Here is an 11,476-nt window from a genome sequence, read left to right as displayed (position 1 = left end):
GCCCCGGGCCACATCCCCACCCGGAAGGAGCCCCATGCCCAAGCTCGCACCCACCCAGGCCCCCGAGGTCAAGCTCGACTCGGCCGCCGCGGCCGTCGAAGCGTCCCTCACCACCGAACAGCGCCGCGGCCTCTTTGAGAATCCCGGCACCGTCGTCGTCGCCATCGTCGAACTCACCTCCAAGTCGTACACCGGCCACGCCGAAGGCGAGGAGAAAGAGCCCCAGGTGAAGGTCCGCGTCACGGGCTGCGAGGCCGCCCGCTCCGACGCCGAAGCCGCCACCCTGCTGGAGGCCAAGCGCGCCATGTGGAGGGCCCGCCGCATGGACGGCACGCTCGACGAGGTCGGCCCCGGCCCCCGTGACCCCGAGCAGGTGCTCGGCGACGCCTTCGGCAGCTACCCGTCCGAGGCCGAATACCAGGCCCACCAGCGGGCCCGCGAGCAGCAGCGCCGCGACGAGTACGTCCGCTGACGTCTGCCCCGCTGCACCGTCCGGGGCGGCCGGCCCCCGCGCCCCGCCCCGGACGAGACACCCGCACCACCACAAGCCCTACGGAGAATCCGAGTTGAGCACAGACGAGCAGGCCACCCGCGCCGCCGGGAGCGTCCCCAACGCATACGGGAACGCCCTCGCCTGGCGCTGGTCACGAGAGATGCCCACCGCCCTGCGGCGAGGCTTCCTCACCCTGCTCTACGCCCTCCGCGCCATGGCCAACTCGTCCGGTGAACTCCGCTTCCCCGACAAACCGATCCGCATCCAGGACATCGCCAAGGCCGCGGGCGCCGCCGAGAAAGACGCCCGCCGCTACATGAACGCCGGAATCGCAGCCGGGGTGATCGCGGTGAAGGGCGAGCAGCGGCGGGGGAAGCCCACCCTGTACGTCCTCATGGTGGACCCGGATCCGGACTGGGGGGCCGCCGAGCAGTCCCTCAAGAGCAGTCGCAGGCCGCCCGGGAAGGCGTCCGCACCGTGGCAGAAGCCCTCCGAAAGTTCGGGGGACCGCGACCCGAACCAGTTCGGGGGACCGCGACCCGAACTTGAGGCGCCTGAGGCGGAAGAAGTTCGGGGGACCGCGACCCGTATGGGTTCGGGGGACCGCGACCCGAATGGTTCGGGGGACCGCGACCCGAACAACCCAGGTATTACCCATGAGGTTTCCCATGACGGGGCCGGGGTGGTCTTCAAGCCTCAGGTGGTGGGCGCTCCCGATCTCCAAAAGATCGACTCCGCCCAAGAACAGGACCACGACACCGCAGCCGCCGAGCCGCCGCGTGACTTCACCCGCTGCGCCGCCTGCCACGAACGCATGGTCCCCAGACCCGGCCGCGACCGACACACCCACTGCCCACCCGCACCCGAAAGGACCGCGTCATGACCGGCATCCCAGACGGCTACTACGCCACGCCCGACCCCGACAACGCCGACACCATGACCTACTGGCGAGCCCGCACCGGACACGTCGAGCGCTGGCCCGCCAAAGCCTGGTACGGCCCCGCCCGGCTCCTCAAGCGCGACGCCCCGGCCGACCGCGACAGCAAGGTCACGTGGATGCGGGCCTGGAGCGACCAGTACCGCGCGTGGCTCCAGCGAGTGACCGACACGATCGCGGCCGACCCTCAGACCGGCCGAGCCACCTTCGCCGCCTTCACAGTCCGCTGCTGCGACTGCGGACGCGCACTCACCGACACCAAGTCCAAGACCCTCGGCATCGGCCCCGAGTGCCGCCGCGGATACGACGAGGCATTCCTCGCCTCCACCTTGACGCCCGCCGTCGCCAAGGCCCACGCAGCGCAAGCCCGGAAGGCCACCTCATGACTCCGTACGAGCGCCTCCTCGCCGAGCAGATCCCCACAGGCACCTTCGGCGACGCCCCACCGCACACCAGCCGCCCACAACCCCACACCCGCCCCTGGACAGCCCAAGAACAACTCGACCACCGCCGCGCCCTCGAAGTAGCCCTCGAAGGCTGGACGAACGACACCGCTCCCCGACACCTCCGCGCCATCCGAAACGAACACGCCGCATGACCCGACGCCAGCGACGCGCCCTCGCCCACCACTTCGCCCATCCGGTTCCACAGACCCGCGCGCATACCCGAGGAGAGACCCACATGCCCGACTGCCCCCACTGCGACGCCACTCAGCAGTTCGCCAACAAACTCGGTGACGAGTCCTACCGCGTCGACGCAGCCCGCCAACACCTCGCCGTCGCACTGATCTTCCTCCTGGAAGATCTTCACGCCGGTACGGCCAGCGGCGAGACCCACGTCGAAATCCCCCGCATCGTCAAAGTCCTGGAGCGCATTCAGCGGCGCACCCGACACGCCATGAACGCACCGCTCCCGCACTCCCGCCGCGCCAGCGACCCCACCCTGCCGCGCACCCCGGAGCCCGACCGCAGCCCCGAAACCATCGCGCTCATCCTCCGCATCGTCGAAGGCAAGTGCGAGGAGCTGGCACGGATCGAGCCACCCGGGTCGCACTCCAAGCGGGCCTTGTCCGACCTCGCCCTGCTCGCCGAGGGCTGGATCACACCCGAGTCGCTGGGCTTCAGCCTCGCCGAGGGCTGACCCACCAGCCCGGGTGGCGCAACGGTAGACGCCGCCGCCTTAAAAGCGGCTCCCCTGCGGGTTCGAATCCCGCCCCGGGCACCCCAACCTCACCACCCACCACGCACCCAGGAGCCCCGACACATGCCCCTCGCTGAACGCCGCGCAGCAGCCCTCGCAGCCCGAGCGCTCCCGCCGGTCTGGAGCGACTCATGAGCCACCGTGCGACGGCGTACGCGGCGTACATCGTCGGCGCCCTGTCCTCTGGCAGCGCGATCATCGCTGCCCAGGGCGCCATGTGGATCCCCGCCGCGCTGTGCGTCTTCGTCGGCGCCATGTTCTACGAATTCGGCCACCGTGAACGCACCGCCGCACGTGCCGCCAGAGCCTCCTTGGAGGCCACGGAAGCCACCGCACGACCGCCCGGGCCTCACACGCCCACATGGGCGCCCTGCTGCGACTACTGGGTCCACAGCGCAGGCATGGCCCACAACCCCCGCGAATGCCGAAGGAGCAGCGCAGCATGACCGACCGCCTCACCGTCGACACGATCAACAGCGACCAACTCGACGTCCTGTACGAGCGCGTAGCCAAGGCCGAGCAGGACGCCGACGACTCGGTCGCCGCCGCCACACGCCTCACCACCCTCGTCGGGAAGCGTTCCGAGCGGGCTGAGCGGGCGGCCGACAAGCAGCGTCGCCGCGCCGACGTCGCTGAGACCGAGCTGCGGATCCTCCGCTCTGGCCTCCGTGCGAACGGTGCCGATCCCACGCAGATTCAGAACCTGTGGGCGCAGATCAGGCTTCGCAACCGGCAGTGGCGGGAGGAGAAGCAGCGCGTCGAGCAGGCCGAGGCCGCCATCGAACGCGTACGCGCCCTCACCGACCGGTGGGTACTCCCCGGCCACATCTCCATGCCCACGGCCGCCGACGACATCCGCGCCGCCCTCGACGAGCCCAGCGACACTGCCGGGCACTGCGGCGGCACGCTGACGCACCCCGGTCACAAGTTCATGCGGCTCGACGTCGTCTTCAACTGCCCCGGCAACACCCCGAAGGAGCCCACCACGTGAGCTACGCGTCCGTCCTCACCATCTGCATCACCAGCATCGTCCTCGCCCTCATCGGCGCAGCCGTCCGCAGCAACCAAGGGAAATGACCATGCCGCTCTTCATCCTCGGCCTGCTGCTCGGCGGCATCTCCGGAGGCATCACCTACGGCCTCACCACTGACGGCCAACTCGCCGCGATCGTCGGTGTCGTCGCGATGGTCCTGACCTGGCTCGGCCTCGCCTCGCTGATCATCGCCGACGACTGAGCATGCACGACGGGGCGTCCCCTCCGTCTCCCCAGACCAGGACGCCCCACGCGGTGTGATCACCCTACGCACACACGGAGACGCCCGCCATGAACCACACCGCACCCGCCCGCACCGCCGCCGACAACCTGCAGCACATCGCCGACCACTGGCACCACCTCCGCGCCCTCCTCGACACCGACGGCCCCGGCGGCACCTGGCCCCCGCAACGCCCCGGCACCGAATACCTCCGCGCCCTCGACCAGCACGACGCCGCCGAGGTCACACTCGCCCACGCCCTCGCCCACGCCCTGTGGCACCCGCAGCGGCTCATCACCCGCCGCCGCCCCGACGGCCGGCTGTCGTACGAGTGCGCCCACTGCGACTACACCGGCGAAGGCGGGACGCACCCGATGCGCGAGGACCGCGACCCGGCACAGCTCGGCGAACGCCCCACCCCCGTACGGCTCCACGTCGTCGACGCCTGCCGCGCCATCGAGATCGCCCTCTGCGGACTCGCCGACCAGATCGCATCCCGCGACGCCATCGATCCAGCCGACTGGCACCACGCCGACCGTGCACTGCGCACCGTCCCGACGGCCGCCGCGTGGCTGCTCACCCGCCTCGACGCCGCCCCGTGCTGCCCAACGCACGACACCGACCGGGCCCGGATCACCGAGTACGCCCGCGAGGCAGCCGCCCGCCTCGACCGGATCCTCGGCACCGGCCGGACCTCGGCGACCCTGCCCGGCAAGCTGTGCCCGTGGTGTCGCGGCGAGCTCGCCATCCACACCGAGGCGGACACGGTCATGAGCGTGACGTGCGCGACCGGACTGATCGACTGCGCGGCGCCCGTCGCGTTCGACGTCGACCGGCGGGCGCGGGTGTGGTCGACGGTCGAGCAGCTCGCGGCGTTGCAGAGGGCGATCGACGCGGCCGAGCGGAAGCTGTCGGCGGAGGAGCAGAGGGCGAAGCGGGCCGAGGCGCGGCGTCGGCAGCGTGAGGCAGCTCGGGAGCGCGCCGCGGTGTAGGCGTCAGGGCGGCGGCACGGACCACACGTGCGGGCCGCCGCCCCGCCACTCGATGATCTCGGAGCGTGCGACGTCGTCCTCGTCGAGTCCTTCGAGACCGGCTCGGCGAAGGAACTCGACTACGTCCGCGAGGCCGGTCGCGAGTCCGAGGATCTCCCCGTCGACACGCACCCGCCGGCCGCCCGTCGGCGACGGCGGATAGACGATCACAGGTAGCGGTCCGGCCATGCCTCCAGCCTGCGTCAGATCTCCCGTCACAGCAGCCCCAGCGCCGTATCCGGCCGGCAGAACTGGCACGCCTCGACGCCCTCGCCGATCGCCCGCCGCGCATCCTCCTGGCTGACCACCTTGCGGTGCTTAGCCATGCCGCAGTCGCCGATGTGCACCTCGATGGGTCGGCGGTCAGCGCCGATGCCGTACGACACGCACCAGCCCGGATCTACGGGCGGCCGAGCGAGCGCCGCACGAGCCTCGGAGGCTTCCCGCTGCTCTTGCTGCGCGATCCACCGGTCAGTCTGCTGGAGCTGCTGCTCCTGGACGCGGCGGAGGAACCGGAGGAGCTCCAGACGTGGCACATTTTCGGACATACATTCGATTCTAGATCCGACAGGGCAACAGAGAGCCCCCGGCCCATCGGCCGGGGGCTCACGCACGCGCGGCTACGGGCGCCACTCCTCGCGGTAGTCCGGGTGATCGACGTACGGCAGGGCGAGCAGGCGCAGCACGTTATGTCCGTGCTTCGAGCGGTAGCCGCAGAGCGGGCCGCTGTCGCACAGGTACAGGTTCGCCTCTTCCACGATCCGCCGCTTGGCCTCGACCTCGCGCAGGACGCGGGCCGGATCATGGCGAGCCATGTGTTCGGCCGCCTCACGGCTACGAACGCCACCCGCCCCAATGTCCGACCCGGCTACTTCCAGGCGGTACGCCGTGACCGTTCGGACGTCCTCGTCAGCGTTGAAGCGAGAGTAGGCACCGTAGGGACCAAGGACAGTCCACAGGTCGGCGGCGTCGCTGGGTCGCGCGTCCCACGGGCCGGGGGGCGCGGCGTCGGCGAGCTGCTGATCCTCGTCGAGGCGCGCCCGCAGGAACGCCACCAGATCACTCACGTCACTCACTCCTCAGCCCGCTTCAGGTCCGTGCGCTGCCCCTGCCTCGACTTCCGGCCAGCGAAGTACGGGCGCGCCTTGCGGTAGTCCACCGCCAGCGACCGACCGATCTGCACGACGGGCGGGAAGCCCTCGGGATCATCGCGCCGGATCTGCGAGATCCGCTGATGCGTGATCCGCTCGACGACGCCCTCGCTCACCAGCCGTCGGGCCAACTCCCGGAAGCTGATCATGTCCGGCCCTCCTTCGTCGTCGGCCATGGCCACCATTCTCCCTGACCTCATTGCCATATGGCAAGGAAGTCGCTACGGTCGTACTCGGTAACGGGAAAGCCCCCTGATCCATAAGGCGTTGGAGCGCCGGACCAGGGGGCGGACCCACCCACAACCACGACGAAGGAGCAGGTCCGCCATGAGCGTACCCATCGCACAGCAACGCACCACCCCCGTCATCGCCGACCAGCACGCCGACGCCGCGCAGCTCCACCAGCGCGCCGCCACCGACTACAGGGCAGGGGCAACCACCCGCGCCGACAGCATCAACCGCGACGCCCGAGCACGCCGATGAGCGCCGTCCTCGCGGTCCTGTCCGTGATCGCCCTTGCGGCCCTCGTGCTGGGCACGATCTACGTCCTCTTCGCGCCACCGCCCCGCCGCTGACCACCCCGACCGGCCGTGCCCGCGTCCACCCCCACGCGGGCACGGCCACCCTCGCGCTCCGGAGGAACACCGTGAAGACCCGCAGCATCGAGCGGACCCGCCTCGTACCCCACACCATCAACGGCAAGACCGAGATGGTCCTCGACCGCTACACCATCGACGCCCCCGTCCCACCACGCGACTGGGACCGCATCGTCCTCGCGGCCGTCACCGCGTGCGCCGGCCTCCTCGTCACAGCCTCGGTCATCTGGTCGACCGCGAGCATCGGTGACCTCCTGGCCCTCGTCGTCATCGCCGCAGCTGCGTACGGCGCAGCGATCGTCTTCGACCTCCTATGGATCATGTGCATGGCGCTGGAATGGCTCGCCCGCTACGACCCCCCGCGCGCCCGCCTGCCGCGCCTCGCCGGGCACGCCTCGCTCGCGGTCGCCATGGTGGCCGTCGCCGCGCACGGCTGGCTCGCCGGGCAAGAGGTGATCGGCGTCGTCGGCGCGGCCGTGTCCGGCATCGCTAAGGGCGGCTGGACCGTCGTCATGCGCCACCACGCCAAGCCCCTCGACGCGCTCACCCAGCAGTGGGTAGAGAAGCAGCGCGCCGAGGTCGGCGGCCGACTCGCCATGGTCACGATCACCCGCGAACTCACCCGCCACGAGGCCCTCGTCGACGCGGAGCGGCTCGCTCTCCGGACGAATCCGGACGCCGATCCGGACGCATCCGCACAGGCCACGGACGATCCAGACGAGGACGCCGAGCCCGCCCGCAAAGGGCCGATGACCATTGCGGATGCCGTCCGGACCGCCGCGGACTGCGGCATCCACGATCCGGACGCGGTCCTCCGCTACGTCCGCAAGGTCGCTGACGCCAACGTGAAGCCGGAGACGGTCCAGCGGTACATCCGGGCGCTCCGGAAGGGGGCGTGATGCTCCTCGCCCTGATCGCATTCCCGATGCTCGCCATCCTCGGCGCCTGCGCCCTCGTCGCCATCGCGCCCCGCCGCGGCCCCGGCCCGTACTTCATGCCCGCGGTGCGCACCGTCGCCCTCATCACCGCCGCCACGGTCTACATCGCCGCAATCTGGAGCCACACGTGAACCTCGGCAACCCCGCCGTCAGCCTCGGCGGCATCACCCTCGGAACGATCATCCTCGCGATGACCGTCCAACGCTGGTGGAAGAAAGGCAGCGGTGGACGCGGCAAAGGCGACGACGGAGGCGGCTCCCGCGACTGGAAGACCCTGCTCCCGTTCGTCCTCGCACTCTGCTTCGGCATCCTCGCTGTCCTCGCCGCCGGCCCCGCCTCAGCGCTCGGCCTGATCACCCGTTTCAGCCTCTGGTCCGGCGACGGCATCGGCACCATCTATCTCGTCTACGGCATCGGCGGCAACAGCCCCAACGTCACCCGGGCCAACCAAGTGGTCCTCACTGACGGCGGCTACGCCATGTTCGCGATCCTCACCGCGCTCATGATCGGCCAGCACCTGTGGTCGAAGAAGCTGCCGAAGAAGCAGACGCTGCTCGGCGTCCTTGCGGGGATCCTCCTGGGCCTGTCCCGCGGCATCGCAGGCATCGCCGCTGTGCCGCTCGCTTCGCTCGTCAACGTCGCGGGCGGCTGGTACGCGGGGATGGTCCAGTGAACGCCTCTCAGCCCATCGAGAACATCGCCCGGGGGAGCGCCCGCATCGCACGGCACATCGGGCCCGCGCTGTGGCCGGGGGAGTGGCTCGAAGCACTCGCCCGCTGGTTCCTGCTCGGCCTGGCCGGCTCGATCGCTATGACTGCCCTGTCCCTGCACCGCTGGCTCATGTGGTTCGCCGTCGCCGTCGGCCTCCTGGCGGCGCACCAGGCCGGCCGCACCGCTGACGCCGAAGAGCTCGACGAACCGGACGACGAGCATCCTGAGGACGACGAGGACGAGCAGCCCGAAGCGTGGCACCCCGACGACGTGATCGAGCTGCTGTGGGAGCTGATCGGCGAGCGCAACGGCGTCCACCTCGCCACCGTGCGCACCGAGCTGGAGGCCGAGACTCGTCGCCCGTGGACGCCCGCCGACGTGCGCTCCCTGCTCGCTGACGCGGGCGTGCCCATGCGCGACGGCGTACGCGTGCGAGGGGTCGGCAACTCCACCGGAGTCCACCGCGACGACGTGCCGCCGCTCCCCTCCCCTGCCCCTCCCCCGGCCCCTGTTGGTGTTGTTGGCGCTGGTCACGACGCCAACACCAACAACAGCCCGCAGGTGGACCGCAACGAGTGGGGTGTGACGATCACCGACCCCACGGAGAAGCACCGCCGGCACCACGTGCCGCGCGCCTGAGAACCCCGGGGCGGCCGTTCGCTGCCAGGCATCCCGACCGCCCCGGTCCCATCCCGATCACGAGACAGGACCGTCAGCATGCCACTCCGACAGCCGAAGCTCCCCGAGGGCGACCCGCGCAGGACCGGTCACGAGACCGTGTACCAGCCGTCCCGCGGCGGGCACTACCCGGCCCCACAGAAGCCCGTACCGGGCAAGCCGAAGCAGGGATGATGGGCGCATGAGCGACTCCGAGGACTTCGAGGCCATCGCCGAGATCGCCAGCGCCCTCCGTGACGCCACCGACGGCAACGAGTACCACGCCGTCGGACTGATCTACGACATCGCCAAGGGCAGGAGGGACGCGGCCACGGCGCGAGCCGAGTTCGCCGAACTGGAGTTGCGCCACATCTGATCCCCGTTGTCGGTTCCGCGGCGTAGCGTGAGACCGGAGCCCCTGCCGTTCGTCCCCCCGTCGGCAGGGGCTCCGTCATGCCCGCCGACGGGCCGTCATCCCCCGTTTCGGGACTCGAATCGACAGCGAATCGAAGACGAATCGAGCGCGAAACGACGCCGATTGCACGCTGCGTCTAACGGCTAATCAAACCGATCACTGCACGTCACCGCGATGCGTCCCCAGGGGACTCCCCGGTCCCCTCGCGCGCGCCTGCTCCACTCCACTCCAATAAAAGAACGGTGGCTGAGGAAAGAGAGTGTCTGAACGTAGTACCGAGCGAGCGCAAAACGATCTCTCTCACACGCCGCCCCGAGTTGACTTCCGTCGATCACGTGTCGCATCCTGGGGGCCGATAAGCATGCCCGGACACAGGAAAGGCCCGCCACAGCGCGGGCCTTACGCATGTCCCAGAACGGCCACACAGACACCCACGAAGGCTCCGATCACTCTTACGGTCGGAGCCTTCGCTATTCCCCTCCCTGCGACGCCCGGCGTGCCCGATGATGTCCACTCTCATCACGCAACGTCATGGGGGACCATGCGCACCAGAACCCTGCTCACGGCCACGTCCGTCGCCCTGCTCACCCTCACCGGCTGCAGCAGCAACACCAGCGACGACCCCAAGGCCGACAAGCCCGGGACATCAGCCTCCCCAACCCCGAGCGACAGCGCCACGCCCACCCCGGCCGCGCCCCTCACCTTCGGCCAGCCGACCAACGCCGATGACCGAGAAGCCGGGACAGCGGCCAACGTCACCGTCCTCGGCTATGAGCAAGGCAAGGTCAAGACTCACGCGTCCGCCGACGAGGAGTTCGGCACCACCGGCTACGTGTGGGCCACCGTCGACCTCAAGGTCTGCAGCACGAAGGGCACCGTGGGCATGACCCGCAACCCATGGGAACTCGCATACTCCGACGGCACCCGCATCCGGCCGAGCAGCGCCACATACGGGGACTTCCCCAAGCCCGAGTACCCATACGAGGCTCAGGTCAAGGTCGGCGACTGCGTCCGCGGCAAGACCGTGTTCGCCGTCCCCGCCAAGCAGCGGCCCGAGCGAGTGATCTACACCAGCGAAGCCGTGCCCGTACAGCCTGAGTGGAGCGTGCCCAAGGCGTGAGGAGGTGAGCGCCCGTGGCCGGCAACCCGCGCAACGGGCGCCCCTACCGCCGTCTCGTCGCCGCCGTGAAAGCCCTCGGTGACCCGTGCGCCCGCTGCGGCCACAACATCGACCCCGGCCTCGACGCCCGGCACCCAATGTCGTTCACCCTCGACCACGTCGTGCCCCTGTCGAAGGGCGGCGACCTGCTCGACCCCGCCAACGCCCGCAGCATGCACCGACGGTGCAACAGCGCCAAGGGGAACCGAGTCGGGCCGCAGCCGCTCAAGACGTCCCGGAGGTGGTGACCCGTGTCCAACCTGGCCGATGCCGCCACGCTGCGCCGCCTTGCTGACGCACTGGACCGGATGACCGAGACCACCGCACAGACCGGCGTATCCCTCAGCCCGTACAGCAGCGAGCACATCGAGATCGACGGCATCACGCTGCAGCTCGGCACGGTGAGCGAGGGAGACGCCGTCCGGTACGCCGTCGACCTGTCGAGCGGGTAGCCGTGCTCATCGTCGTGACCGGCCCGCCCGGCGCAGGCAAGTCGTCATGGATCCGCAGCCACGCCCGGCCCACCGACATCGTCATCGACCTCGACCTCATAGCCCTCGCCATGTCAGGCCCCGGCGCCGACCACCACGCACACAGCGACGTACTGCTCAAGGTCGTACACCGCGCCCGCTTCGCTGCCATCCGAGAAGCCGAGCAACACCTCGACAAGACCGACGTCTACCTGATCAACACCCTGCCGAGCGCGAAGGCCAGGGCCGACTACAAGCGGCTAGGCGCCCGCATCGTGATCATCGACCCCGGTCGTGACGTCGTGATGCAACGCATCGAGACCATGAGGCAGCCGGCCATGCGAGCCGTTGCGACCAAGTGGTACCGGGCCCACCGCAACCGGCAGACGTCAGGGGCCATGCCGCAGGCGTCACGGGACTGGTAACGCAGCGCAACCCGACTCCCGTAGCGGAGGGTGAGAGTGA

The 11,476-nt window shown here is 70.1% G+C and carries 24 protein-coding genes and 1 tRNA gene; 21 read left to right on the top strand and 4 right to left on the bottom strand.

Annotated elements, in window-relative coordinates; translation table 11 throughout:
* The first annotated feature begins 34 nt into the window (after positions 1-34).
* From OG293_RS23265 to OG293_RS23220, 10 genes are all read left to right on the top strand, one after another.
* Positions 35-472, top strand: coding sequence for a hypothetical protein (locus OG293_RS23265; RefSeq protein ID WP_406000721.1), 438 nt, complete (start codon positions 35-37; stop codon positions 470-472).
* 94 nt (positions 473-566) lie between these two features.
* Entirely contained in the window at positions 567-1,376 is an 810-nt protein-coding gene (locus OG293_RS23260; protein WP_406000720.1) for a hypothetical protein, read from the top strand.
* On the top strand, positions 1,373-1,816 hold the full coding sequence (locus OG293_RS23255; RefSeq protein ID WP_406000719.1) for a DUF6011 domain-containing protein: 444 nt from the start codon (positions 1,373-1,375) through the stop codon (positions 1,814-1,816). The genes OG293_RS23260 and OG293_RS23255 overlap by 4 nt, the downstream gene beginning before the upstream one ends.
* Positions 1,813-2,028, top strand: coding sequence for a hypothetical protein (locus tag OG293_RS23250; protein ID WP_406000718.1), 216 nt, complete (start codon positions 1,813-1,815; stop codon positions 2,026-2,028). Before OG293_RS23255 ends, OG293_RS23250 begins: the two co-directional genes overlap by 4 nt.
* A gap of 83 nt (positions 2,029-2,111) precedes the next feature.
* The gene (locus OG293_RS23245) at positions 2,112-2,570 is read left to right on the top strand and encodes a hypothetical protein (RefSeq protein WP_406000717.1); all 459 of its coding nucleotides are present in this window, start codon (positions 2,112-2,114) and stop codon (positions 2,568-2,570) included.
* A gap of 7 nt (positions 2,571-2,577) precedes the next feature.
* Positions 2,578-2,651 (top strand) — tRNA-Leu (locus OG293_RS23240).
* A gap of 110 nt (positions 2,652-2,761) precedes the next feature.
* Positions 2,762-3,076: a hypothetical protein gene (locus OG293_RS23235; protein WP_406000716.1), complete on the top strand. Its 315-nt coding sequence runs from the start codon at positions 2,762-2,764 to the stop codon at positions 3,074-3,076.
* Positions 3,073-3,621, top strand: a complete 549-nt coding sequence (locus OG293_RS23230) for a hypothetical protein (protein WP_406000715.1) — start codon at positions 3,073-3,075, stop codon at positions 3,619-3,621. The genes OG293_RS23235 and OG293_RS23230 overlap by 4 nt, the downstream gene beginning before the upstream one ends.
* Positions 3,622-3,709: 88 nt before the next feature.
* Entirely contained in the window at positions 3,710-3,865 is a 156-nt protein-coding gene (locus OG293_RS23225) for a hypothetical protein (RefSeq protein ID WP_406000714.1), read from the top strand.
* 89 nt (positions 3,866-3,954) lie between these two features.
* Positions 3,955-4,875 (top strand): hypothetical protein, encoded by a 921-nt coding sequence (locus OG293_RS23220; protein WP_406000713.1) that lies wholly within the window; start codon positions 3,955-3,957, stop codon positions 4,873-4,875.
* A gap of 3 nt (positions 4,876-4,878) precedes the next feature.
* Here OG293_RS23220 and OG293_RS23215 read toward each other — a convergent pair whose 3' ends face one another.
* The 4 genes from OG293_RS23215 to OG293_RS23200 all read right to left on the bottom strand — a co-directional run bounded on the left by OG293_RS23215 (position 4,879) and on the right by OG293_RS23200 (position 6,241).
* Positions 4,879-5,103: a hypothetical protein gene (locus tag OG293_RS23215; RefSeq protein ID WP_406000712.1), complete on the bottom strand. Its 225-nt coding sequence runs from the start codon at positions 5,101-5,103 to the stop codon at positions 4,879-4,881.
* Between the two features lie 26 nt (positions 5,104-5,129).
* A complete protein-coding gene (locus OG293_RS23210) occupies positions 5,130-5,462 on the bottom strand; it encodes a DUF6233 domain-containing protein (protein WP_406000711.1) in 333 nt (110 codons plus the stop codon).
* Positions 5,463-5,534: 72 nt separating this feature from the next.
* The gene (locus tag OG293_RS23205) at positions 5,535-5,981 is read right to left on the bottom strand and encodes a DUF6221 family protein (RefSeq protein ID WP_406000710.1); all 447 of its coding nucleotides are present in this window, start codon (positions 5,979-5,981) and stop codon (positions 5,535-5,537) included.
* A 5-nt stretch (positions 5,982-5,986) separates the two neighbouring features.
* Positions 5,987-6,241 carry a hypothetical protein gene (locus OG293_RS23200; protein ID WP_406000709.1) on the bottom strand — a complete coding sequence of 85 codons (255 nt, stop codon included), beginning with the start codon at positions 6,239-6,241 and terminating at the stop codon, positions 5,987-5,989.
* Between the two features lie 151 nt (positions 6,242-6,392).
* Between OG293_RS23200 and OG293_RS23195 the strand changes: the two genes are divergently transcribed.
* The 11 genes from OG293_RS23195 to OG293_RS23145 all read left to right on the top strand — a co-directional run bounded on the left by OG293_RS23195 (position 6,393) and on the right by OG293_RS23145 (position 11,436).
* A complete protein-coding gene (locus OG293_RS23195) occupies positions 6,393-6,548 on the top strand; it encodes a hypothetical protein (protein WP_406000708.1) in 156 nt (51 codons plus the stop codon).
* A gap of 163 nt (positions 6,549-6,711) precedes the next feature.
* A complete protein-coding gene (locus OG293_RS23190) occupies positions 6,712-7,560 on the top strand; it encodes a protein transporter Sec31 (protein WP_406000707.1) in 849 nt (282 codons plus the stop codon).
* A complete protein-coding gene (locus OG293_RS23185; protein ID WP_406000706.1) occupies positions 7,560-7,730 on the top strand; it encodes a hypothetical protein in 171 nt (56 codons plus the stop codon). Before OG293_RS23190 ends, OG293_RS23185 begins: the two co-directional genes overlap by 1 nt.
* Positions 7,727-8,272: a hypothetical protein gene (locus OG293_RS23180; RefSeq protein WP_406000705.1), complete on the top strand. Its 546-nt coding sequence runs from the start codon at positions 7,727-7,729 to the stop codon at positions 8,270-8,272. The genes OG293_RS23185 and OG293_RS23180 overlap by 4 nt, the downstream gene beginning before the upstream one ends.
* Positions 8,269-8,949 (top strand): hypothetical protein, encoded by a 681-nt coding sequence (locus tag OG293_RS23175; protein ID WP_406000704.1) that lies wholly within the window; start codon positions 8,269-8,271, stop codon positions 8,947-8,949. The genes OG293_RS23180 and OG293_RS23175 overlap by 4 nt, the downstream gene beginning before the upstream one ends.
* Before the next feature lie 78 nt (positions 8,950-9,027).
* Positions 9,028-9,162, top strand: a complete 135-nt coding sequence (locus OG293_RS23170; RefSeq protein ID WP_406000703.1) for a hypothetical protein — start codon at positions 9,028-9,030, stop codon at positions 9,160-9,162.
* Positions 9,163-9,169: 7 nt separating this feature from the next.
* On the top strand, positions 9,170-9,343 hold the full coding sequence (locus tag OG293_RS23165) for a hypothetical protein (protein WP_406000702.1): 174 nt from the start codon (positions 9,170-9,172) through the stop codon (positions 9,341-9,343).
* Between the two features lie 580 nt (positions 9,344-9,923).
* Positions 9,924-10,502, top strand: a complete 579-nt coding sequence (locus OG293_RS23160; protein WP_406000701.1) for a hypothetical protein — start codon at positions 9,924-9,926, stop codon at positions 10,500-10,502.
* Positions 10,503-10,516: 14 nt separating this feature from the next.
* On the top strand, positions 10,517-10,789 hold the full coding sequence (locus tag OG293_RS23155; RefSeq protein WP_406000700.1) for an HNH endonuclease signature motif containing protein: 273 nt from the start codon (positions 10,517-10,519) through the stop codon (positions 10,787-10,789).
* A gap of 3 nt (positions 10,790-10,792) precedes the next feature.
* A complete protein-coding gene (locus OG293_RS23150) occupies positions 10,793-10,993 on the top strand; it encodes a hypothetical protein (protein WP_406000699.1) in 201 nt (66 codons plus the stop codon).
* Positions 10,994-10,995: 2 nt separating this feature from the next.
* The gene (locus tag OG293_RS23145) at positions 10,996-11,436 is read left to right on the top strand and encodes an AAA family ATPase (protein WP_406000698.1); all 441 of its coding nucleotides are present in this window, start codon (positions 10,996-10,998) and stop codon (positions 11,434-11,436) included.
* The last annotated feature ends 40 nt before the right edge of the window (positions 11,437-11,476 follow it).

It is taken from the genome of Streptomyces sp. NBC_00829 (genome assembly GCF_045161795.1).
GTDB lineage: Bacteria > Actinomycetota > Actinomycetes > Streptomycetales > Streptomycetaceae > Streptomyces.
This window is presented reverse-complemented; position numbering and strand designations above follow the sequence as displayed.

Bases quoted from the DNA above. Each gene is read 5' to 3' on its own strand.
- OG293_RS23265 (WP_406000721.1), top strand. From the start codon at position 35: ATGCCCAAGCTCGCACCCACCCAGGCCCCCGAGGTCAAGCTCGACTCG.
- OG293_RS23255 (WP_406000719.1), top strand. From the start codon at position 1,373: ATGACCGGCATCCCAGACGGCTACTACGCCACGCCCGACCCCGACAAC.
- OG293_RS23250 (WP_406000718.1), top strand. From the start codon at position 1,813: ATGACTCCGTACGAGCGCCTCCTCGCCGAGCAGATCCCCACAGGCACC.
- OG293_RS23245 (WP_406000717.1), top strand. From the start codon at position 2,112: ATGCCCGACTGCCCCCACTGCGACGCCACTCAGCAGTTCGCCAACAAA.
- OG293_RS23235 (WP_406000716.1), top strand. From the start codon at position 2,762: ATGAGCCACCGTGCGACGGCGTACGCGGCGTACATCGTCGGCGCCCTG.
- OG293_RS23230 (WP_406000715.1), top strand. From the start codon at position 3,073: ATGACCGACCGCCTCACCGTCGACACGATCAACAGCGACCAACTCGAC.
- OG293_RS23225 (WP_406000714.1), top strand. From the start codon at position 3,710: ATGCCGCTCTTCATCCTCGGCCTGCTGCTCGGCGGCATCTCCGGAGGC.
- OG293_RS23220 (WP_406000713.1), top strand. From the start codon at position 3,955: ATGAACCACACCGCACCCGCCCGCACCGCCGCCGACAACCTGCAGCAC.
- OG293_RS23215 (WP_406000712.1), bottom strand. From the start codon at position 5,103: ATGGCCGGACCGCTACCTGTGATCGTCTATCCGCCGTCGCCGACGGGC.
- OG293_RS23210 (WP_406000711.1), bottom strand. From the start codon at position 5,462: ATGTCCGAAAATGTGCCACGTCTGGAGCTCCTCCGGTTCCTCCGCCGC.
- OG293_RS23200 (WP_406000709.1), bottom strand. From the start codon at position 6,241: ATGGCCGACGACGAAGGAGGGCCGGACATGATCAGCTTCCGGGAGTTG.
- OG293_RS23195 (WP_406000708.1), top strand. From the start codon at position 6,393: ATGAGCGTACCCATCGCACAGCAACGCACCACCCCCGTCATCGCCGAC.
- OG293_RS23185 (WP_406000706.1), top strand. From the start codon at position 7,560: ATGCTCCTCGCCCTGATCGCATTCCCGATGCTCGCCATCCTCGGCGCC.
- OG293_RS23170 (WP_406000703.1), top strand. From the start codon at position 9,028: ATGCCACTCCGACAGCCGAAGCTCCCCGAGGGCGACCCGCGCAGGACC.
- OG293_RS23165 (WP_406000702.1), top strand. From the start codon at position 9,170: ATGAGCGACTCCGAGGACTTCGAGGCCATCGCCGAGATCGCCAGCGCC.
- OG293_RS23160 (WP_406000701.1), top strand. From the start codon at position 9,924: ATGCGCACCAGAACCCTGCTCACGGCCACGTCCGTCGCCCTGCTCACC.